A 20,768-nucleotide genomic window follows, 5' to 3' on the forward strand; every position below is an offset into this window, starting at 1 on the left:
TTTCCCGTGAAGGAACCTCCGGAGCAGACGCGACGGCGAATGCAGCTGCAACGCCGCCGCGAAACTGCTCCGGAGATGGCGTTACGGCGAGAGCTATATCGCCTCGGACGTCGGTACCGAGTCCACGTGCGCCCTATCCCGGCGTTAAGACGAACTTGCGACATCGTTTTCCGCGGAGCTCAGGTCGCTGTGGAGGTGCACGGCTGCTTCTGGCACGGTTGCCCTGATCATTCGCGCGCATCCAAGTCCAACTCGGAGTGGTGGCGGGAGAAGATCGACCGGAACCGGCGGCGGGACGCCGACACGCAAAGTTCTCTGACCGAAGCTGGCTGGGCCCTCGTCGTGGTGTGGGAGCACGATGACCCAGCAGAAGCGGCACAGCGGATCAACGACCTGGTCCTCGCCCGTAGAGCAGAACGCGGTCATGGCTAGGCTGCCGGCAGCAGCCGGCTCATGACCAACTAGGCTCTCGCCGTATGACGGCCGGAGGAGAAGGTTCGCGGAAGTTCGTCCTCGCTGTCGAGGATGTGCGGAGCGCGATCGCTGCGTTGCAGGCCCGTCGAATCCATCCGTTCTTCCCCGCCTACCTGCACCTCCGCAAGCTCGCCGTAAGTAAAAATAGCAACGACCAGCTTCGGCCGGATTGGTCAGAGTTGGGAATTCTGCTGACGGTGCCGGGTGGTCCACCCAACAAGCCGTACTTTCGACCCTTCTTGGAGCGGGGTGGCGCGAACCGCTCTCGTTATTGGATGAACCGCAATCTGGCCGGCAGTTACGCCCCGTCTTCCATACGAGGACAGGTGCAGCAAGTCGTTACGACCTCGGGTCAGTTGTTCAATCTGAAAGACGATCATGCCCGCCTCGCTCGTGAATACTTGCTCTACGATGAGCCGCTAGACGTGGCTGACCTGGTGGTCTTCCTCTACCGAGACTTCGGCTTTCTATCGGTCGACGGCAGCACTCCAAGCATTTTGGATTGCATCGACATATTCCTCGATGACTTCGGTTTCCTGAACCACGGAGCAAGAAGCGCAGACTTTAGGAAGTTGTTCGATAACGCTCCCGACGAAGTGGCTAGCTCGCTTCTCGTTGAGCTAGCGGAGGTCGATGAGGCATGACCCCCCCGACTCAGCCAAACGTCTGGCGAAGCGACCGTCCTGTCCGCGCTCTCACCGCCGAGGAGCTGAATGTCGGAGCGGACGTAGTTGCCAAGGACCATGGCTCTAACAGACCTGACGATCCAAAGATCGAGAGCAATGACCCGATTGTCGCGGAGATCATCTCTCTCCTTCCAAGGTACGGCGGCGTGATCCTTACCGGGCCTCCTGGCACGAGTAAGAGCTGGTACGCGGCGAAGGCCACAACGGTCTTGACTGAAGGCGACGAATCCCGAAGCCGCTATGTACAGTTTCACCCGTCGTATCAGTACGAGGATTTTGTTCAGGGTTTTCGTCCTACTGAGGACGGCGGCTTCGAACTGGCTGATCGAACCCTGATGGAACTCTGTCGCGTCGCTGAAAAAGCACCGGAGAAGCTGCATGTATTGGTAATCGATGAGCTCAGCCGGGGTGAGCCAGGTCGCGTGTTTGGCGAAGCTCTGACCTACATCGAGAAATCTAAGCGGACGCTTCCCTTCACTCTGGCGTCAGGTCAGATTCGCTCAATCCCGAGGAATATCTTCGTCATTGCCACGATGAACCCCCTCGACAAAGGGGTCGATGAAGTCGACGCGGCGTTCGAGCGGCGTTTTGCAAAGATCGCCATGGATCCGGACCGCTTCATCCTTGAGCGGATTCTCGCAGACAATGGACTCGACGCGCCGCTCGCCCGTAGAGTCGTTGGCTTCTTCGATAAGGTGAATGGGTTGGCTGCCCGCCTCCCGCAGGCTGCAATCGGGCACACGTTCTTCGTAGATGTAGTCGATGAAGATTCGCTGAGGTCCGCCTGGAAGTATCAGCTACGGTTCATCTTCGAGCGCGCACTCAGATTTGATGCTGATACGCATCGAGACATTGTTTCTTCTTGGGATCGAGTATTTCCGGAGAATCTGCCGCCCGTTGACGTCGTTGTTCCGGACGAGAAGCCTGATCAAGGAAATGAATAGGCTCGCTCATGGGGATTTCTCCCATTCGTCTCAAGTGGTCCGGCCAGTCGAGGTGTTCGATTGTGTCGAGCAGGGTCCGGTAGATGTTCCACTGAGTTCGCTTCTTGGTGGCGATGGCCGTTTGCGGTTGAATCGGGATGTGGAAGAGGGTGACTTTTTCGCAGTAACTTTGAAGGCCGGCCAGCTTACGCTGAGGGCAAGAGGATTCATCGGCCTAGTGCCGCTGAATGAGACCGTGGTGGTGAGGGTTCGTCCGCGGGTCCCTCTCAGGAATCTGGACCGTCTTGTTGAAATCTCCGAGCATCCGCCGGTAGTGATCCCCGATCTTCGCGGATACTGGACACATCCCACGTGGGCTTCATACCTCACAGACCTCTATGCGGGAGCGCTGATCCGCGGTCTCCAGGCTATCGATGAGCGGGGGCTACTGCGGGAGTACGAGCAACGCAGGGAGGTCTCGGCATTCCCAAGGGGCCGTGTGCTGTTCACACAGACGCTAAAAGGTCTGCGTGCGAGGGGAATCAATGACAAGTTAGCGACTTCATACTTTCATCGGACCGCCGACATTCCGGCGAACCGATGCATCAAGTACGCTATCTGGACGCTGATTCAGCAGTATGCGAGTGGCCCTGTCCCGCATCGCTCACGCCGCCTGCATCAGCGACTAGTCGCTTCCCTCGACCTGTTTTCGAACGTCGAGTTGGACTTGCAGCGTGGCTTTCTGTCGGACCGCCTCGTGCAGGGCCGAGAACAGCCGCCTGATCTTCGTGCGTATTACCGTGCGGCTCTGGGAGTTTCTCGCAGCGTCATTCTTAACCGGGGGGTCTCATTGGATTCTCTAGGAAACGAGGTGAATCTCCCTTCGATCGTAGTCAACATGAACTATGTATTCGAAGGGTATGTGCGTAATACTCTGCGGGAAAGAATGGCGGACCTACCATTTGGCGTCTTAGATGGTAACGGTGACGGTGCAACTAGTCTCTTCCTCGAGCATCGGGAACCCAAAGCCACGCCCGATGTGGTCGTTGTTGATGCCGCGGGACGGGTAGTCCTAGCTATTGAGATCAAGAACGTCCCTGTTTCGGGCCTATCGGCTCGTGATGCGATCAATCAGGTGGTTACGTACGGGGTCAGATATGGATTGAACCGCGTCCTACTGGTTCATCCGCGGAGCCATTCTCATCGTGGTACGTCGCTGCGGCAACTCGGAACGATCGGCGAGATCGAAGTCTGGCAGTATCAGCTGGACTTGGCAGCGGATGATCCTAGTACGGAAGGCGACGCACTCCGACATGCAGTCGAATCACTACTTGTGAGCGAATCGCCCAACGAATGACCTGGCTACTCTCCAACTAGTCGATCTGTATAGCCAGCTGACCTTAGGCGGTCAAACGACTTCCGGACTTCTCCCGGAATAGCCTGTGGTTCCGCCCATCCTGCTTCTGCGTACAGCCAAATTCGTTGGGTGTCACCGACGAGCATGTTTACGACGCGGTCGGGCTCCCCGATTGTCTCGATATATGAATAAAGATCGCTTGGTTGGGACGCGCAGATGGCGTTCACGTTCGACCATCGGAAGCGACACATCGCATAGGCGCGGCGCTGCTGGTAGGGCCGGGAGATCAGCATGACCGAGCGAACCGGCGGCTCGCAGCGCTCGACGAGGGCGCGGGTGAAGTCGATGTTCTCGCCGGTGTTGGTGGCGTTGGGCTCGATAAGGATCGCCTTATCGGGAACGCCGAGGGAGAGAGCGTGTTCGCGGTAGTGGACGGCTTCCCCGCGGGGGAAGCGTTCGATGGTGGTGGGGGCATTGGCGCCGGTGAAGACGATGCGCGGGAAGTAGCCCTGGTGGTACAGCTCGGCGGTGTAGGTGGCGACACCGAGGTCGTGGCTGCCGAGTCCGATGCCGAGGTCGACGGGGCGTAGCTCATGGTGCATCTGGTTGAACTCCCACAGGGTCTCCACGTCGGCGCGGAGCTCGGCGGGGATGGTGGTGTTCGGCATCGGTGGGTCCTTCTACTCGGGGATGTCGAAGGAGTAGGTCCAGGAGAAGCGTGAAGCGGCGTGGACCCCGCGCGCTACCTCGATGAGTGTCCCGTCGGCGGTGTAGGTGCGCCGGTTGAGGATCATCACTGGCTCGCCGGCGGGAAGGTTGAGCTGGTCGACCTCGTCCGGAGTGGGCATGCGCGCGTAGAACGACTCGGTCATGTGGTGTGGTTCGAGGCCCTGCATGGTGAGGACGGCGAACCCTCCCCCGCGGCCGGCAGGGCCTGGTGTCGGGTCGACGAGCGGGGTGCCCTCGACGTGGGCGGGCAGGTAGTAGCTCGTGAGGGTGTGGGTGGGCTGGTCGTCGTCCTTCACGAGCCGCGCCCGTGCGTAGACCGGTGTGCCGGGTTCGATGTCGTAGGCCTCGGCGATCTCGGCGTCGGCGTCGACGAGGGAGACGGTCTGGGTCTGGTCGCTGGGCTTCCAGTCGCGGCCTGAGGCTTCGCGGTCGGCTGCGAAGGCGACGACGTCGCCGTACTTCCACTTCTTCTTGCTGTAGCGGTCGATGCCCAGGCGGCGCATCGGTGGCGGGGTGCGGACGACGGTCCCGCGGCGCCGGATCGGGGTCACGAGGCCTTCGGCTTCGAGCATGGCCACGGCGTTGCGGACGGTCTTGACGTTGACCCCGTGCGTGGCGGCCAGCTCGTCCTGCTTGGGCAGGGTGTCGCCGGGCGCGTAGGTGCCCTGCTGGATCGCGTCCCGCAGGATCGCGGCCAGCTCGCGGTACCCCACCGTGCTCAATGGTCCTCCCTGGTCGACTCCGATAACGGTAGCTGTACCGCCTCAGCGGCGGACTGCGCGGTTGATAGAACCCCCTCTATTGACAGTGTCGCTCTCGCTTGCTCCAATACAGCTGGTCCTAATGCGCTGACCCTCAGCGCGGACCACGAGCGGAGGAAGCAGCGATGGCGATCAAGAACAGGTTCCCGGTCTCGATGGGTGACGTCTTCCCGCACGGCGCCTACGTGGTGTCGGAGGTGGAGGCGGTGCGGGACTTCGACAAGTCCAGTGCGGGCCGCCCGGTCCAGCAGCTCGACAAGGAGTCCGGGCTGCCGGTGTGGTCGGTGTCTGTGCTCGACGCGGACCCCGATGCCCGGCGGGCGGACAAGACCGTCGTGGTAAAGCTGGCCGCCACTCACCAGCCGGTGCCGCCGGAGACGCTGGCGGGGATGCCGTTCCGGCCGGTCGAGTTCGAGGGTCTGACCGTGACCCCGTACGTGCAGGAGAACGGCGGTCGTCCGCGGGTGGCGTACAGCTTCCGGGCGACCGCGATGCGCGCGCCGACCGTCGGGAGCAAGCCGACGCCGCGGTCCGGGGGCAACCCCGGCTCGAACTCCGAGGCCGCCTGAGCATCGATGTTCCGGCCACCGATCGAGGGTGGAGGGGAGCCCGATTGCGGCGGACTCCCCTCCGTTCTCCCTCGCCTCGCAACACGCCCTGAGCAGGCAGTACAGCCAGACTTGGAAGGACACCGAGGCTAGATGACTCGCACCCGTACGTACCAGGCACCCACGTTCGTCCCCGACCCCCGCGCGGTTCCCGGCTCGGTCCCGGCGATCGTGGACGCGGCGTTCCACCGGCTGCGGTGGCAGCTCAACGCCGCCTACGAGATCCCGAACGGGTCTGCGCTGGACAACGCGTCCCGCGCTGACCGCCTCGCCGTCCTTCACGACCGCGCCGCCCGCTGGTGGCGGGTCCTCTATCGACACAGCGCGAACGGGGTGCCGTTCGTCTACGTGTCGGCAGCGGGTCGCGCCATCCAGGCCGCCCAGGAGGACGCCCGGTTCTGGCGGGAGACCGCCGCCGACTGGCGCGCCCGCGCCGACCAGCGCCCGACCTCGGATGCCGCCGGGGCCATGTCGAACTGGGCTGAGCTGGGGGTGGCCTGATGCGGGTCGTCGGCTTCCCCGCTGGGGCGCTGTGCGCCCGTCCGGGTACCAACCCCGACCTGTTCTTCCCCGATGACCAGGCGCCGAACTACGCAGCTCGTGTGGCTGCGGCCCGCCGGGTCTGCGCAGACTGCCCGGTTCAGGCCGCGTGCCTGGCCGACTGGATGCGCCGGGAGCCCGCCGGAGCCCGATACGGCGTTGTCGCCGGGACCACCCCGGAGAACCGGGACGCTCTCGCCGGCACCACTGCGGAGCCCGCGGCGGCCGGCCCTTTCCGTCCGGCCGTCGGAAGCGAGGCGGCATGAACAACACAACCCGCCCAGACCGATGCGAGGTCTGCCGGGCACCACTGTCCGACCGCCCCGACCCGCGCCGCCGGCGCTGCGCCGATCACCTCGGCCAGGCCGTGCTGTTTCCACTGACCGCCGTCACCACCCGGCCCCGGCGCAGGAAGGAGACCCGCTCGTGAGCCGCAAGGACTGGACCTCGCCCGCCCCGTTGGAGATCGAGCGCCCGCGCCTGCCGTGGTGGACCATGCTGCCCAAGCCCGTCCTGACCGTGCTGTCGCCGGTCATCGCGGTCGGGGTGCTTGCCGTCGCCGTGAACTTCGCCGCCCGCCGCGTCTACCGCTACCCGATCGCCCTCACTACGTCCGTCGGGCTGGTGGTGCTCGGGTGCTGGCACGGCTGGTTGTGGTCCCTCGGCGTCGCCCTGGGCGTGGGAGCGCTGCTCGCGGGCTGGTGGTGGTTGTGGCGGGACTCGTTCACCCGCACCGTCGGCGGGCAGCTCGCGTCGGAGTTCCGCCGGGTGCGCGTGTACGCGGTCGTGTGGCGTCGCACGATGCGGCTGTCCGGGATCGCGCGGCGCGTCGGCCGGTCCTGGTACTACCCGCGTGTCCGCCGGGTGCGCGCTGACGGGTGGCGTGACCGCGTCCTCGTCGGGCTGCTGCATGGGCAGGCACCGAATGACTTCGAGGATCGGGCCGCCGAGCTGGCGCACGCCTTCGGCGCCACCTCCTGCCGGGTCCGTGTCGACAAGCCCCGCCGGATCTGGCTCGACCTGATCCACCGCGACACCCTCGCCGCCTCCGTCGCGCCTCCGGTCCTCGCCGCCGCAGATGCGGTGGTCGACCTCGGGCGCCTGGTCGTGGGCATGGTCGAGACCGGGCGGGAGTTCGTGCTGCGCCTGGTCGGGAACCACCTGCTGGTCGTCGGCTCCACCGGGGCCGGGAAGTCCTCGGTGGTGTGGGCGCTGCTCTGGGCGCTCGCCCCGGCCATCCGCTCCGGTCAGGTGCAGGTGTTCGGCGTCGACCCGAAGGGCGGGATGGAACTCGGTCGCGCCCCGGGCCTGTTCACCCGCCTTGTCTACGACAACGGGGCGGATGCGGTCGAGCTGCTCGAACACGTCGCCACCCTCACCCGCCAGCGCGCCGCGCACTTCCGGGAGTCGAGGAAGAAGGCGTGGAGCCCGGAGTCGGGGCAGCCGTTCGTGCTCCTGGTGGTCGACGAGCTCGCCGACGTCGTGGCCTACCAGGCCGACCGCGGGTTGAAGGCACGCGCGAACGCCGCATTGCAGTCGATCACCTCGCAGGGGCGTGCCCCGGGGGTGTGCGTGGTCGGTCAGGTGCAGGACCCGCGCAAGGCCGTCCTGGACTTCCGCCACCTGTTCCCGACGAAGATCGCCATGCGCTTGGACGAGCCCGACCAGGTCAACCTGGCCCTGGGCGACGGAGCCCGGGCCCGCGGTGCCGCTGCCGACGAGATCTCCGAGGACACCCCCGGTGTCGCGTGGGTGCTGTCCGAGGGCCGCCGCCAGATCGACCGCGTCCGCGCATTCCATCTCGACGATCACCACCTCGACGAGCTGGGCGCGTTCGTCCGGGACGGGTCGAGTCCGGCCGTCCTGCCCGCCCCGCACCGACCGGAGGCCGCAGCATGACCACCCCTGCGAACACCGTGCTTCTGCTGCTGGGTGGGGGTGTGTGATGGCGTTCAGCCGTGGCCGCTCCACCGAGACCCGCCTGATCCACCTGGGCCTGTTCCTGCTGCTCGCCGCCGGGTTCGCCACCTCGCTGAGTCCGACCGCGGCGTTCTGGGGCAACACGTTCCTGACCGCCGTCCTCATCGCAGGCGGGCTCTGGGTGGTCGTGGCACTCGTCCGCCGAGAGTTGCGCATCCGCCGGCGACTCGACGCCATCCGCAACGACCCTGCGCAGGTCCGGCACTGGCGCGACCCCCACCTCGACCCCCATGGCGAGACCACGGACAGGAGGGCCGCATGAGCACCCCGACCGTTCCCACCGACTCCGCGGGTCGGGTCGACCAGGACTCGCTCACACGGGCGCAGAAGGCACTCCTGGCCCTGTCCGACGACGTCGCCCAACGGCTCGCCGAGGACAACGGCGTCTGCGTCCGCCCACTGGCCATGCGCCGGATCGACATGACCACCGGAGGCGTCGACGTCGTGGCCACTCCGTGCAAGTCCACGCGGGAGGACCAGTGCCGCCCGTGCGCGGAGAAGGCCCGCCGCGAACGCATGGTCCAGGCGCGGGAGGGATGGCACCTCGAGCACGAGCCGTTCGACAAGCCCGCCGACCCGACCGAGCATCAGAAGCGGCTCCTGGCCTACCGCGCCGACCTGCACGCCGCGTACACCACCGCACGCGCTGACGGTCTGGACGAGGACTGCGAGGAGATCCGGGAAGCCGTCGCCGAGCTGGACCAGGAGATCCGCGCCGCCGGGGTTCGCGGTCGGCTGGCTCCGCTGGACCCGCTGCCCAAGGCTGTGCGTCGAACCACGCGCAGGCGGCAGGACGCGCCGGACCTTCCACGGCGACCGGTGGAGAACCGCACCGTGGGTGAGGTGTTCGGCGGGAAGTACCGGCCCTCCACCTTCCTGACGCTCACCCTGGACTCCTACGGCCGTGTCGATGGGGACGGGGCCGCGCTGGACCCGGACTCCTACGACTACCGCCGCGCAGCTCGGGATGCGATCCACTTCCCGCGGCTGGTGGATCGGTTCTGGCAGAACACCCGCCGGTGTGTCGGGTGGGAGGTGCAGTACTTCGGCACGGTCGAGCCGCAGAAACGCGGGGCACCGCACTTCCACGCGGCCATCCGCGGCACCATCCCCCGCTCCGAACTCAGAGCCATCGCGGCGGCGACGTATCACCAGGTGTTCTGGCCGGCGCACGACGAGATCACCCACGACGGGGACCGGCTGCCCCGCTGGGCCGACGGCGACAAAGGGTTCATCGACCCGCACACGCGCGAGCCGCTGCCGACCTTCGACGAGGCCACCGACCCCGACGTCCTCACCGAGCCCACCCACGTCGTCACCTTCGGGGCGCAGGTCCACGTGAAGGGCATCCTCGGCGGCACCGAGGAAGCTGGGCGCCACGTCGGCTACCTGACCAAGTACCTCACCAAGTCGATCACCCAAGCCGCCGGGCTCACCACCGACGCGTCCGCGCGCCTGCGGGAGCATCACCGCCGCCTCACCGCCGAACTCGCCATCACGCCGTGCTCGCCGCGGTGCGGGATCTGGCTGCTCTACGGCGTCCAGCCCAAGGGCGCCCGCCTCTCGACCAAGCCGGGGCAGTGCAAGAGCAAGGCGCACAAGCCCGAACACCTCGGCATCGCCGGGCGCCGGGTGCTCGTCTCGCGCAAGTGGTCCAACAAGAGCTTGAAGGACCACCGCGCCGAGCGCGCGGAGTTCGTTCGGCAACTCCTCGACCGCGCCGGAGTCAAGCCGTCCTACCCGGTCGACGACGGCCCGTTCGCCTGGGAACGCACCGCACCCGGTGACACCGACGTCCCACCCCGGCAGGTCCTGCTCCTGCACGCAATCAACCAGAGACAGCGATGGCGCGCCGACTACGACGCCGCACTCATGGCCGCCGGCGACCCGCCCGACGTCGAGCGTTCGGCAACCGACGATCTTGCAGCCTGAGGGAGAGCGGATGACTGCGTATCTGACGGTCGTCGAGGCGGCCGAGCACCTGAACACCTCGGTCCGCTTCGTGCGCCGGCTCGTCGCCGAACGCCGCATCGCCTTCCACAAGGTCGGCGCTCACGTGCGGATCGCGCTCGTCGACCTGGACGCCTTCGTGCGCGCCGGACGGGTCGAGGCGATCACTGCGGAGAGCATCCGCCGGGACCTGGGCGGGGTGGCGTAGATGGCGAACAAGGCCGGCCACCGACGGTTCGGCAACGTGCGCGAGCGCTCATCGAGCCGCTGGCAGGCACGATTTCCGGGACCGGACGGCCGCATGCGCTCCGCCCCGAACACGTTCCCGACCAAGAAGGACGCGGAGCGGTGGCTCGTGGTCGTCGAGTCGCAGATGGTCCGCGGCGAGTGGACGGACCCGCAGCGAGCCGCGATCCCGCTCGGCGCGTACGCGGACAAGTGGATCACCGAGCGTCCAGCACTGCGCCCGCGCACCGTCGAGCTATACCGCTGGCTGCTCACCAAGCACATCGAGCCGCGCCTGGGCGAGGTCAAGATCGGCGACCTGACGACGGCCATCGTCCGCGAGTGGCGGGCATCCTTGCTGGCCTCGGGCGTCTCCGAATCGATCACCGCGAAGTCCTATCGGCTGGTGCGCGCCGTCCTGAACACGGCCGTGCAGGAGGACGGCATCATCTCGCGCAACCCGTGCCGCGTCCGCGGTGCCGACCGCGAGAACCCGGCGGAACGTCCAGTGCTCACCGTGCCGCAGGTGTTCCAGCTGGCCGACGCGATGCCGCACAAGCGCCTGCGCGTCATGATCCTGGTGGCGGCATTCGCGACCCTGCGATGGGGCGAGGTCTCCGCGCTCCGGCGGGCCGACATCGCCGCGGACGGCAGCTCGATCCGGATCAGCGTGGCCCACACCGAGGTCAAGGGGCGGGGGATCGTCGTCGGGCCGCCGAAGTCTCGGGCCGGGGTCCGCACCATCGCGATCCCGCCGGCCATCCGCCCGGAGATCGTCAAGCACCTGATGACCTACGTCGGGCCGGCGCCGGACGCGCTGGTCTTCACCGGTCCGAAGGGCGGTGCGCTGCGGCGGGCGCACTTCAACAACCTCACGAAGTGGCCCGTGGTCGTCCGGAAGCTCGGAGTGCCGGGTCTGCACTTCCACGACCTGCGGCACACGGGCAACCTGTTCGCGGCCCAGACCGGCGCGAGCACGCGTGACCTCATGGCGCGGATGGGCCACGACGACATGCGGGCCGCCCTCATCTACCAGCGCGCCACGAGCGAGGCCGACCAGCGCATCGCCGACCGGCTGAGTGCTCTGGTCGAGGATCGCAAGATCGACAACGACGACCAGGACGACGACGAGGACGGGGCCGCGGGCGCCCTGGGGCCGGTCGGCTAATGGCCCGCCAATGGCCCACCGCCTGAGTGGATCAAGGAACGACGAAGGCCCAGCTCCGGTGTGGACACCGTCTGAGCTGGGCCTTCGCTATGAGAGCGGATGACGGGAATCGAACCCGCGTATTCAGCTTGGGAAGCTGATGTTCTACCATTGAACTACATCCGCAGTGCGTGAGAGCGACTCTAGCATCCCTCCCCCGACCTCGATCCACCCTCCCGGGTGTGGCGTCCGTCAGGTCGCCTAGGGTGGCGTTCGCCGACCAGAGGAGGGCTCCCCGGTGCTGCTGTCCGACCGCGACCTGCGCAAGGAGCTCGAGTCCGGGCGCCTCGGGCTGGACCCGTGGGACGAGGCGATGCTGCAGCCGTCGAGCATCGACGTCCGGCTGGACCGCTTCTTCCGCGTCTTCCAGAACTCCCGCTACACCCACATCGACCCGTCGATCCAGCAGGACGAGCTGACCACGCCGGTCGAGACGGCGGACGGGGACAGCTTCGTGCTGCATCCCGGGGAGTTCGTGCTGGGGTCGACGTTCGAGCAGGTCGGCCTGCCGGACGACCTGGCGGGGCGGCTCGAGGGCAAGTCCAGCCTCGGCCGCCTGGGCCTGCTCACCCACTCGACGGCCGGGTTCATCGACCCCGGCTTCACCGGCCACATCACGCTCGAGCTGTCGAACGTGGCGAACCTGCCGATCACGCTCTGGCCGGGCATGAAGATCGGCCAGCTGTGCCTGTTCCGGCTGTCCAGCCCGGCGGAGCGGCCCTACGGCAGCGAGGGCGTCGGCTCCCGCTACCAGGGGCAGCGGGGCCCGACGCCCTCGCGCGCGTGGAAGAACTTCCACCGGGTCGACACCCGGCGCTGAGCTCGTGCACGGAGCTCAGGCCGCGGCCACCCGCGCGTCCCACCGCAGGTTGCGCGCGGCGAGCCAGCCGAACAGCAGCGGCCACGCGACCAGCGACAGCGGCACGTACGGCGACCACGGGGCGCCGTAGGCGATCCGGCTCAGCGCGCCGAGCGCGCCGCCGGGCAGGAGGGCCAGCGCGTCGAGCCAGCCGCCCGCGGGCAGCACCGCGATGATCACCGCCGCGGCGACCATCACGAAGAACAGCGGCAGGGTGGTGATCTGCGCGCGCTCGGCGGTGGGGGTCACGATCGAGGTCGCGAGCGCCGCCGTCGCGACCAGCGCGAGCCCGCCGACCACGGCGAGCGGCAGCGCGAGCGGCGCGGTGGGCGCGGGAAGGCCGGCGACGACGTCGAACAGGGCGAACAGGACCAGCTGCCCCAGGGCGAGCACGGCCGCGGGCCCGATCGTCCCGACGAGCAGCCCGGCGTCGGAGATCCCGCTGGTCCGGAACCGCTTGAGCACCCGGGACTGCCGGCGCGCGACCAGGGTCTGCGTCCCGGCCACGTACACGCCCATGCCGAGCGCGAAGATCAGCTGCATCGCGACGACGTAGGTCGGCGACTCGATCTGGCTGAAGGTCAGGAAAACGCCGAGCGCGAGCGGGACGATCAGCACGGACGTCAGCAGCGTCCGGTTGCGCAGGATCAGCCTCAGCTCGGACGAGACCAGTGCGGCGATGCGGTGCATCACGCCTCCCCGGAGTGCGGCACGGTGTGCGACGCGCCGCGCGACTCGGTGCGCGACTCGCCGTCGGTGTCGGTGCGGATCGAGTGGTAGATGTCGGCGAGCGACGCCGGCGCGGCCCGCAGGTCGGACAGCCGCACCCCGCGGTCGGCCGCCCAGGTCAGGAACGCGGTGAGGTCGCGCTGCAGGTCCGTGGTCGCCAGCCGGACCGTCCGGCCGTCGAGCTCCACGCCGTCGGGCGGGGTGAGGCCCTCGGGCAGCGTCGCCGAGAACCCGGCCGGCCGGCTCGCGAGGATCTGCTCCAGCGTGCCGGACACCGCCAGCCGCCCCTCGTGCATGATCGCGACCCGGTCGGCCAGCGCCTCGGCCTCCTCCAGGTAGTGCGTGGTGAGGACGACCGTGCGGCCGGCCTCCTGCAGCTCCTGGATCGCGTCCCACGTGCGGCGCCGGGACCCCGGGTCCAGCCCGGTGGTCGGCTCGTCGAGGACGACCAGCTCGGGGGAGCCCCACACCGCCGTCGCCAGGTCGAGGCGCCGCTTCTCCCCGCCGGACAGGGCCCCGACGCGGACGTCCCGGCGGTGCGCCAGGTCGAAGCGCTCGAGCAGCCGGTCGGGCCGGTCGGGCCGGATCGACAGCCTCCCCCACAGCTCGAGCGTCTCCCGGACCGTCAGCTCCTCGACGAACCCGCCCTCCTGCAGCTGGACCCCCATCCGGGCCCGCAGCCGGTCGCGCTCGGTGCCGGGGTCGGCGCCGAGCACCGACACCTCGCCCCCGCTGCGCCGCTGGAACCCCTCCAGGACCTCCAGCGTGGTCGTCTTGCCCGCACCGTTGGTGCCCAGCAGCGCGAACACCTCGCCGCGCAGGACCTCGAGGTCGACCCCCCGGACGGCCTCGAACGTCCCGTACCGCACGCGCAGCCCGCGCACCCGAATCGCCGCGTCTCGTCCCTCCGTGCCGGTCCTCGCCGGCTCGCTCACCGTCTCCGTCATGACCACCACGGTGCCCGGCGCCGCACCCCTCCGGTAGGACCGCGCATCACCGGTCCCGCTGACATCGCGCACCACCGGGCATGACAGCTGTCATGCCCCCCGCCGCAGGTCGGGACCGGGGCCGGGTGGCTCGGATACCGTCGTCGCGTGACGATCGAGCACCCGCCGACCGGGCGGCCCGCCGCCCCGCCGACCGGGCGGCCCGCCGCCGAGGAGCGGCAGGTCCGCGCCGCCCGCCGGTTCAGCCGGATCGGGCTGGTCATCACGGTGGGCTGGCTGCTGGTCGTGCCCGCGTTCGTCGTGTGGACCGGGCTGCCCGGGCCCGCGTGGCTGGCGGCGCTGGTGCCGCTCTACGTGGCGTCGATCGTGCTGCACCTGATCCGGATCCGGCAGTACGTCCGGTCGCTCGGCACGCCCGCCCGGCCCGGGTTCGTGGTCGCGGCGTGCGTGGTGGGCCTGGCGCTCACGCTGGTCGGGGTCGCGTCCTCGTGGGCCGGGTGGACGTGGGCGCTGGTGGCCGGGATCCTGCTGGGCGACGTCGTCGCGGGCCGGCGGGCGCGGGTCATCGCCGTGTGGGTGCTGGCGTCGGCCGCGGTGGTGCTCGGCCTGAGCTACGCCCTCGGCGCGCTCCTCCACACCGACATCCCCGTCTCGCCCTGGTACGCGGCCGCCATCGCCGGGTTCTACGTGGCGAGCATGTGGTGCCTCGACGTCGAGCGGCTCTGGTGGTTCAAGGCCGTCACCGACCTCGACGACTCGCGGCGCACCGCCGCCGAGCTCGCCACCGCCCGGGAGCGGCTCCGGCTCGCCGACGACCTGCACGACATCCTCGGGCACGCGCTCGAGGTCGTCGCCTTCAAGAGCGAGCTCGCCGCCCGGCTGCTGGAGGCCGACCCGGAGCGGGCACGCACCGAGATGGACGAGGTGCAGCGGGTGGCGCGCGAGTCGTTGATCGAGGTCAGGGCCCTGGTCCGGAGCACCCGCGGCACCGATCTGGCCGTCGAGCTCGCCGGGGCGCGGGCGGTGCTCGGCTCGGCCGGGGTGGCGCTCGAGGTGCACGGCGATCCGGAGGCGGTCGCCCCGGCCGCGCGCAACGTCCTCGGCCGGGTGCTGCGCGAGGCCATGACCAACGTCCTGCGGCACGCCCAGCCCAGCCGCTGCACGATCGAGATCGCCCCGGACCGGCTGGTCGTGTGCAACGACGGGGTGTCCGGCCCCGGCGACGGCGCGGGCACCGGCCTCGCCGGGCTGGAGCGCTATCTGGAGGAGCACGCCGGGCGGCTCGCCGCCGGCGGCGACGGGCGGGGCGGGTACCCGCTCGGGGCGGGTCTNCGGGGCGGCTACCGGCTCGAGGCGGTTCTCGGGAGCCGCCGGTGATCCGGCTGGTCCTCGCCGACGACGAGTCGCTCACCCGCGGGGCCGTCGGCGCGCTGCTGAACCTCGAGGCCGACCTGACCGTGGTCGGGGAGGCCGCGTCGGGCGACGAGGCCGTGGCGGCGATCGCCGCGCAGGAACCCGACGTCGCGGTGCTCGACGTCGAGATGCCCGGGCTCGACGGCGCCGAGGTCGCCCAGTGGGTCCGGACGCACGCGCCGGGCGTGCGCTGCATCATCCTGACCCGGCACGCCCGCCCGGGGGTCCTGCGGCGCGCCCTGGCGGCCGGGGCGGCGGGGTTCGTGACCAAGAGTGCGCCCGCCTCCCAACTCGCCGACGTGATCCGGCGGGTGCACGGCGGCGGCCGCTACGTCGACCCGGACCTGGCCCTGACCGCCCTGACCGCCGAGGACTGCCCGCTCACCGAGCGGGAGCTGCAGGTGCTGCGCAGCGTCGAGCAGGTGGGACCGGCCGGCACGGCGAGCGACATCGCCGGGCGGGTGCACCTCTCGGCGGGCACGGTCCGCAACTACCTCTCCTCGGCGATGCAGAAGCTCGGCGTCGCGACCCGAATCGAGGCGCTGGAGCGGGCGCGCGACCACGGCTGGTTGTGAACCCGCTCCCCGCCGCGTCGGGTCGCTAGGCTGGGCGCCGATGGAGCGCCGCGACCCCGCAACCCGCCCCGACCCGTCCGTCGGGACGGAGGCGTGGCGCAGCGGCAGGCACAGCGGCCGGCACAGCGGTCGGCCCGGTGCTCGACCCGAGGATCGACCCGGTGAACGACAGGTACCCGGGCCCGGGGGGCCGGCGGAGCCCGGCGGGTCCGAGTCGGAGGAGCGGGAGCCGGCCGCGTCGGCCCTCCGCCGGTTCCGCCCGCGGAGCTGGCGCGGCGCCGTCGGCCTCGGGATCGTGGGCGCCGCCGCACTGCTGTTCGTCTTCGTCGCGTTCGACGACCGGGCCCGCTGGTGGGTCCCGGTCGCGGCCGGGCTCGTGGTGCTCGTGCTGCTGTCGCTGCTGCGCCTGGACCGGCTGCTCAAGGGCTGGACCTGGCACGTCGCCGGCGTCGCGATGCTGGCCGGGCTCGTGCACGAGACCGCCGGCAACCCCTGGTCCTGGGCCTTCGCCGCGAGCATCGGGGTCCTGGTCGCCGGGCTGCTCCGCCTGCCGCGCCGGCCGCTCGCGGCCGTCGGGGCGGCGCTGTGCGTGGTGTCGTTCGTGGGCTACCAGTTCCGCGCCGCCGAGGTCCGCGACCAGGAGGCGCAGATCGCGCAGCAGGCCGGGACGCAGATGCGGCAGGGCTTCGGGTACGACCGCCCCGACCTCGTGCTGACCAAGCTCGGCGAGGGCCTGGCGCCGGCCGACCCGGAGGCGGTCTGCCGGCTCCTCGACCCGCCCGCCCAGGCTCAGCTGGCCCGGGCCACCGGGGCCGCGGACTGCGCCGCCGGGGTCGGTGTCGCCGCGGGCCGGGTGCCCGCGGGCAGCCCGACCGCTGCCCCCCGCGTCTCCACCTCGCCCGCCCCGGTCCCCCCGCCGGGCACCGTCGTCGCCCTCGACGGCTGCGGTACCGCCTGGGGCCGGGCCGTCCCCGCCCTCGGCACGGTCGACGTCGTGCGCACGGACAACACCGCCAGGGCCACCTGGCGGGTCGCCGGCTTCCACCCCTGCCCCTGACCCCGTGAACGGCGAGAGTCGCCATGACGACTCTCGCCACCCAGGAGCGGGACCAGGCGAGCGGCCGTCCGCGGTCCCGCGTCCGCGGGCCGCGCTGCGAGTGCGGCGAGTCGGACCAGCGACTCCGTGATCACCGAGCTGGACCGTTCACGGCCGTGGACGGCCGCGAACGGTCCCGGCTGGTGATCAGGGCGCCGCCATCCCCGGGAACGCCGCCGGCCCCGCGAGCGGACTCGCGGGGCCGGGGGTGGGACCGCGTCAGGAGGTGGACTCGCCCTTGTCGCCGGTGCCGGACGGGGTGTCGGAGCGGGCCTGGCCGTTGGTCTCCGGCTTCGGCCCGGAGCCGTTGGTGCCCACCTCCGACTTCGACGCCTCGGTGGAGCCGGTCGGCCCCTCCTCCGGCCCGGCCGTCTCGGCCGGCGTCTCCGCGACCGGCTTCTTCGTCGAGCCCTCGACCGCGGCGTCGTTCATCCCGGTGGTGACCTCCGACCTGTCGGCCGCCGGGCCCTGCTTCGCGCCGGGCTCGACCGCCCCGGCCTTGTCGGCGACCGCGTCACCGGGCGCCTCGGCCGGCTTCACCGTCTCCGCCGCGGCCTCCGCCGAGGTGGAGACGTTCGCGGCGCCGGAGTCGGCGGCACCGGCCGGGGTGTTCTCGGTGAGCGGGGCCGCGGTGGTCTGCTCGACGTCGCCCTCGGTGGCCTCGGCGTCGGCCGGCGTGGCGACCGTCGAGTCGCCGCGCCGGACGGCCGCGAGCAGCATCTGCGCGACGTCCTGGACCTGGACCTGCTCGCCCTCGCCGCCGGCCTGCTTCTGGGTCAGGCCGTCGCCGATCATCGTGCGGCAGAACGGACAGCCGACGGCGATCGTGCCCGCCGCGGAGGCCCCGTCCCCACCCGCGGGCGAGAGGGTCTCGAGCGCCTCGGTGGTGCGGGTGACGTTGATCCGCTGCCCGATCCGCTCCTCCATCCACATCCGCGCACCACCGGCGCCGCAGCACATCGACCGGTCGCCGTGGCGGGGCATCTCGGTCAGCGTGCCGACGGCGGAGACCAGCTCGCGCGGCTCGGAGTAGACCTCGTTGTGCCGGCCCAGGTAGCACGGGTCGTGGTAGGTGATCTTCTGCGACTCGTCGGGGGCGGCGACCGGGACGAGCTTGCCGGTGCGGACCAGCTTGTTGAGCAGCTGGGTGTGGTGGATGACCTCGTAGTGGCCCCCACCCTCTCCGTCCTGGCTGAGCTGCGGGTACTCGCGCGAGAGCGAGTTGAGGCAGTGCGGGCAGGTGGTGACCATCTTCCGGGTGCCGGGCTCGCGGCCCTCGAACACCGCGTTGAGCATCTCGGCGGTCTGCTGGGCCATCATCTGGAACAGGAACTCGTTGCCCGCGCGCCGCGCCGGGTCGCCGGTGCAGGTCTCCTCGGTGCCCAGGACCACGTAGTTCACCCCGGCCCGGTGCAGCAGCTCGGCGGTGGCGCGGGTGGTCTTCTTGGCGTTGTCGTCGAAGGCGCCGGCGCAGCCGACCCAGAAGATGTACTCGGTCTCCGGGGAGAGCTCGCCGTCGAACACCGGGACCTCGAAGGGCAGGTCCTGGGTCCAGGCCAGGCGGTCCTTCTGGTTGGAGCCCCAGGGGTTGCCCTTGTTCTCCAGGTTCTTGAACAGCCCGGACAGCTCCGTGGGGAACTCGGTCTCGATCATGACCTGGTAGCGGCGCATGTCGACGATGTGGTCGACGTGCTCGATGTCGACCGGGCACTGCTCCACGCACGCCCCGCAGGTGGTGCAGGACCAGAGGATGTCAGGGTCGATGACGCCGAGGACGTCCTCGCCGCCGACCAGCGGGCGCTCGGCCTCCTTGACCGCGGTCTCGGGGATCGCGGCCAGCCGGGCCTCGGCGTCGTCGCCGGTCAGCCCGACCTCCTCGCCGGTCATGTCCTTGCGCCCGCCGGCGAGCAGGTACGGGGCCTTGGCGTAGGCGTGGTCGCGCAGCGCGTTGACCAGCAGCTTGGGCGAGAGCGGCTTCTCGGTGTTCCACGCCGGGCACTGCGACTGGCAGCGGCCGCACTCGGTGCAGGTGGTGAAGTCGAGCAGGCCCTTCCAGGTGAAGTCCTCGACCCGCCCGGCGCCGAAGGTGTCGGTGTCCGGGTCGGCCTCCTCCAGGTCGAGCACCTTGCCCTGGCTGGTCATGGGCTTGACGTTGCCCAGCGCCTTGCGCCCGTCGTCCTCGCGCTTGAAGTAGATGTTCGGGAACGCGGTGAACCGGTGCCAGGCCACGCCCATGGTGGGCTTGGCGGCGATCACGATCAGCCACAGCGTGGCCGAGAGGACCTTGACCGCGGCGAAGACGGAGACCAGGGTCGCGCTGCCGGGCAGGATGGTGGACAGCGGGCCGGAGACGAAGGTCGACCAGTCCGGGGCGTCGAACGCGCCCATCGCCATCTTCCCGGCCCGCACGACCAGGATGCCGACGCCCTCGAGGAACACGATGGCCTCGACGAAGTAGGCGCGGCCCATGTACGAGCCGTAGAACCGCGACGCCCGGCCGAGCCGGCGCGGGTTGCGCACCTGCCGGTAGACGATCAGCGGCAGGATGCCGACCACGGTGCCCACGCCGAGGATCTCCACCCACAGCGAGTACGGGCCCCACTCGCCGATCAGCGGCAGGTGGAAGGTCGGGTTCCACACCTCGACGAATGCCTCGATCAGCGCCAGGAACAGCCCGCCGAAGCCGACCATCACCAGCCAGTGGAAGACACCGACGTGGCTCCACTTCAGCATCCGGGTGTGGCCGAGGGTCTCCTTGAGCATGGTGGCGAACCGCGGCCCGAACGGGCCGTTGCGCGTCCCGTCGGGCTGGCCCAGGCGGATGATGCTCACCATGCTCGCCACCGTGCGCCACACCAGCGCCACGGCCACCACGGCGGACAACACCGTGACGATGCCGAGCACGTACTGCACCCAGGTCATGTGGACGAACCTCCCTGTCGTGGTCCCGGCAAGGAGGCTATACGCGTGGTTACTGACGAGTAGCAACCTGATCGGCCTCGTTGCGGTCCGCGACGACAATCGCGTGAGCGGGAGAATAGGTCACCGGAGTGGGCCCGTGCCCTGTGACGGGCACGTCACGCTGCGACGAACGGGCAGCTCGGACGCGCTCCGCGACGGTCCGTCCCCCGGTCAGGGCGCCGAGGTCAGGGTAGCCTTCTGAGAGCGGAATCACCGCAGGCCCCGCTCCCGGCCTGCTGCGGGGGACGCGGGGTGACGGACACGCCGGCCGCTCACCCGGTCGGCGGTCATCGCCTCACGGTCAGTGGGAGGTCGTCGCGCGAACGGGTACCGCTCGGCGTGCGGGAGCGGGTGCGAACGGGTGGCCTTGGCGTGGTCGCACCAGGTCTGCGGCCCGTCGTGGCTACTCTGGTCCGCTGGCGGCCCGTGCTCCCCCTGTTCCCCCGCACCGGTGCCCGCCCGACCACGGCAGGAGACGACCGATGACCGGACCAGGGGCCCGCACCCTCTGGTACGCCCAGAACCTCACCACGAACGGCCTGCAGGGGTGGATCCAGGACAACATCGTCCCGCTCATCCTGTTGGGCATCGCCATCATCCTGCTGTGGATCGGCGGCCGGGGTGACAACGCCGGCGTGGCCCGCCGCAGCGTCGGGCTGCTCGTCGGCCTCGTCGCGCTGGGCATCGCCGTGTCCGGCAACGGGCCGGAGGTCGGCAGGTTCCTCGCGAGCCTGATCACCGGTTAGCC

The 20,768-nt window shown here is 69.8% G+C and carries 22 protein-coding genes and 1 tRNA gene; 17 read left to right on the plus strand and 6 right to left on the minus strand.

Annotated elements, in window-relative coordinates; all coding sequences use genetic code 11:
* Positions 1-6 precede the first annotated feature (6 nt).
* The 4 genes from ACFQH9_RS15895 to ACFQH9_RS15910 are packed head-to-tail and all read left to right on the plus strand — an operon-like array spanning position 7 to position 3,440.
* Complete coding sequence (locus ACFQH9_RS15895) at positions 7-432, plus strand: very short patch repair endonuclease (RefSeq protein WP_379566898.1); 426 nt, start codon at positions 7-9, stop codon at positions 430-432.
* Positions 433-476: 44 nt separating this feature from the next.
* Complete coding sequence (locus tag ACFQH9_RS15900) at positions 477-1,118, plus strand: hypothetical protein (RefSeq protein WP_379566899.1); 642 nt, start codon at positions 477-479, stop codon at positions 1,116-1,118.
* Positions 1,115-2,104 (plus strand): McrB family protein, encoded by a 990-nt coding sequence (locus ACFQH9_RS15905; protein WP_379566900.1) that lies wholly within the window; start codon positions 1,115-1,117, stop codon positions 2,102-2,104. The genes ACFQH9_RS15900 and ACFQH9_RS15905 overlap by 4 nt, the downstream gene beginning before the upstream one ends.
* Complete coding sequence (locus ACFQH9_RS15910; protein ID WP_379566901.1) at positions 1,992-3,440, plus strand: 5-methylcytosine restriction system specificity protein McrC; 1,449 nt, start codon at positions 1,992-1,994, stop codon at positions 3,438-3,440. The genes ACFQH9_RS15905 and ACFQH9_RS15910 overlap by 113 nt, the downstream gene beginning before the upstream one ends.
* A gap of 5 nt (positions 3,441-3,445) precedes the next feature.
* On the opposite strand, the gene ACFQH9_RS15915 is transcribed toward ACFQH9_RS15910, so the two are convergent.
* A complete protein-coding gene (locus tag ACFQH9_RS15915) occupies positions 3,446-4,108 on the minus strand; it encodes a YdcF family protein (protein WP_379566902.1) in 663 nt (220 codons plus the stop codon).
* 12 nt (positions 4,109-4,120) lie between these two features.
* The gene (locus ACFQH9_RS15920) at positions 4,121-4,882 is read right to left on the minus strand and encodes a GntR family transcriptional regulator (RefSeq protein WP_379566935.1); all 762 of its coding nucleotides are present in this window, start codon (positions 4,880-4,882) and stop codon (positions 4,121-4,123) included.
* 173 nt (positions 4,883-5,055) lie between these two features.
* Between ACFQH9_RS15920 and ACFQH9_RS15925 the strand changes: the two genes are divergently transcribed.
* From ACFQH9_RS15925 to ACFQH9_RS15960, 8 genes are all read left to right on the plus strand, one after another.
* The gene (locus tag ACFQH9_RS15925; protein ID WP_379566903.1) at positions 5,056-5,499 is read left to right on the plus strand and encodes a plasmid replication, integration and excision activator; all 444 of its coding nucleotides are present in this window, start codon (positions 5,056-5,058) and stop codon (positions 5,497-5,499) included.
* Positions 5,500-5,631: 132 nt separating this feature from the next.
* On the plus strand, positions 5,632-6,039 hold the full coding sequence (locus tag ACFQH9_RS15930) for a hypothetical protein (RefSeq protein ID WP_379566904.1): 408 nt from the start codon (positions 5,632-5,634) through the stop codon (positions 6,037-6,039).
* Positions 6,039-6,344 carry a WhiB family transcriptional regulator gene (locus ACFQH9_RS15935; RefSeq protein ID WP_379566905.1) on the plus strand — a complete coding sequence of 102 codons (306 nt, stop codon included), beginning with the start codon at positions 6,039-6,041 and terminating at the stop codon, positions 6,342-6,344. The genes ACFQH9_RS15930 and ACFQH9_RS15935 overlap by 1 nt, the downstream gene beginning before the upstream one ends.
* A 160-nt stretch (positions 6,345-6,504) precedes the next feature.
* Positions 6,505-7,977 (plus strand): FtsK/SpoIIIE domain-containing protein, encoded by a 1,473-nt coding sequence (locus tag ACFQH9_RS15940; protein WP_379566906.1) that lies wholly within the window; start codon positions 6,505-6,507, stop codon positions 7,975-7,977.
* 46 nt (positions 7,978-8,023) lie between these two features.
* The gene (locus ACFQH9_RS15945) at positions 8,024-8,320 is read left to right on the plus strand and encodes a hypothetical protein (RefSeq protein WP_379566907.1); all 297 of its coding nucleotides are present in this window, start codon (positions 8,024-8,026) and stop codon (positions 8,318-8,320) included.
* Positions 8,317-9,990, plus strand: a complete 1,674-nt coding sequence (locus ACFQH9_RS15950; protein ID WP_379566908.1) for a replication initiator — start codon at positions 8,317-8,319, stop codon at positions 9,988-9,990. Before ACFQH9_RS15945 ends, ACFQH9_RS15950 begins: the two co-directional genes overlap by 4 nt.
* A 10-nt stretch (positions 9,991-10,000) precedes the next feature.
* A complete protein-coding gene (locus ACFQH9_RS15955) occupies positions 10,001-10,216 on the plus strand; it encodes a helix-turn-helix domain-containing protein (RefSeq protein ID WP_379566909.1) in 216 nt (71 codons plus the stop codon).
* Positions 10,217-11,401 (plus strand): tyrosine-type recombinase/integrase, encoded by a 1,185-nt coding sequence (locus ACFQH9_RS15960; RefSeq protein WP_465269525.1) that lies wholly within the window; start codon positions 10,217-10,219, stop codon positions 11,399-11,401.
* A gap of 94 nt (positions 11,402-11,495) precedes the next feature.
* Here the strand turns inward: ACFQH9_RS15960 and ACFQH9_RS15965 are convergent.
* A tRNA-Gly gene (locus ACFQH9_RS15965) sits at positions 11,496-11,566 on the minus strand.
* Between the two features lie 112 nt (positions 11,567-11,678).
* Here ACFQH9_RS15965 and dcd point away from each other — a divergent pair.
* Positions 11,679-12,260 (plus strand): dCTP deaminase, encoded by a 582-nt coding sequence (gene dcd / locus ACFQH9_RS15970; protein ID WP_379566911.1) that lies wholly within the window; start codon positions 11,679-11,681, stop codon positions 12,258-12,260.
* A gap of 15 nt (positions 12,261-12,275) precedes the next feature.
* Here dcd and ACFQH9_RS15975 read toward each other — a convergent pair whose 3' ends face one another.
* The gene (locus ACFQH9_RS15975) at positions 12,276-12,989 is read right to left on the minus strand and encodes an ABC transporter permease (protein ID WP_379566912.1); all 714 of its coding nucleotides are present in this window, start codon (positions 12,987-12,989) and stop codon (positions 12,276-12,278) included.
* Positions 12,989-13,975 carry an ABC transporter ATP-binding protein gene (locus ACFQH9_RS15980; RefSeq protein ID WP_379566913.1) on the minus strand — a complete coding sequence of 329 codons (987 nt, stop codon included), beginning with the start codon at positions 13,973-13,975 and terminating at the stop codon, positions 12,989-12,991. The genes ACFQH9_RS15975 and ACFQH9_RS15980 overlap by 1 nt, the downstream gene beginning before the upstream one ends.
* A gap of 696 nt (positions 13,976-14,671) precedes the next feature.
* Between ACFQH9_RS15980 and ACFQH9_RS32270 the strand changes: the two genes are divergently transcribed.
* The 3 genes from ACFQH9_RS32270 (at position 14,672) to ACFQH9_RS15995 (ending at position 17,020) form a co-directional block, all read left to right on the plus strand.
* Entirely contained in the window at positions 14,672-15,352 is a 681-nt protein-coding gene (locus ACFQH9_RS32270; RefSeq protein ID WP_465269526.1) for a sensor histidine kinase, read from the plus strand.
* On the plus strand, positions 15,349-15,963 hold the full coding sequence (locus ACFQH9_RS15990; protein ID WP_379566915.1) for a response regulator transcription factor: 615 nt from the start codon (positions 15,349-15,351) through the stop codon (positions 15,961-15,963). Before ACFQH9_RS32270 ends, ACFQH9_RS15990 begins: the two co-directional genes overlap by 4 nt.
* Before the next feature lie 295 nt (positions 15,964-16,258).
* Positions 16,259-17,020: a hypothetical protein gene (locus ACFQH9_RS15995; protein ID WP_379566916.1), complete on the plus strand. Its 762-nt coding sequence runs from the start codon at positions 16,259-16,261 to the stop codon at positions 17,018-17,020.
* Between the two features lie 258 nt (positions 17,021-17,278).
* On the opposite strand, the gene ACFQH9_RS16000 is transcribed toward ACFQH9_RS15995, so the two are convergent.
* Positions 17,279-19,981: a (Fe-S)-binding protein gene (locus ACFQH9_RS16000; RefSeq protein ID WP_379566917.1), complete on the minus strand. Its 2,703-nt coding sequence runs from the start codon at positions 19,979-19,981 to the stop codon at positions 17,279-17,281.
* A 521-nt stretch (positions 19,982-20,502) separates the two neighbouring features.
* Between ACFQH9_RS16000 and ACFQH9_RS16005 the strand changes: the two genes are divergently transcribed.
* Positions 20,503-20,766, plus strand: a complete 264-nt coding sequence (locus ACFQH9_RS16005; protein ID WP_379566918.1) for a hypothetical protein — start codon at positions 20,503-20,505, stop codon at positions 20,764-20,766.
* Positions 20,767-20,768: the final 2 nt, after the last annotated feature.

Origin of the sequence: Pseudonocardia lutea (genome assembly GCF_042658055.1) — a bacterium.
GTDB classification, from domain to species: Bacteria; Actinomycetota; Actinomycetes; order Mycobacteriales; family Pseudonocardiaceae; genus Pseudonocardia; species Pseudonocardia lutea.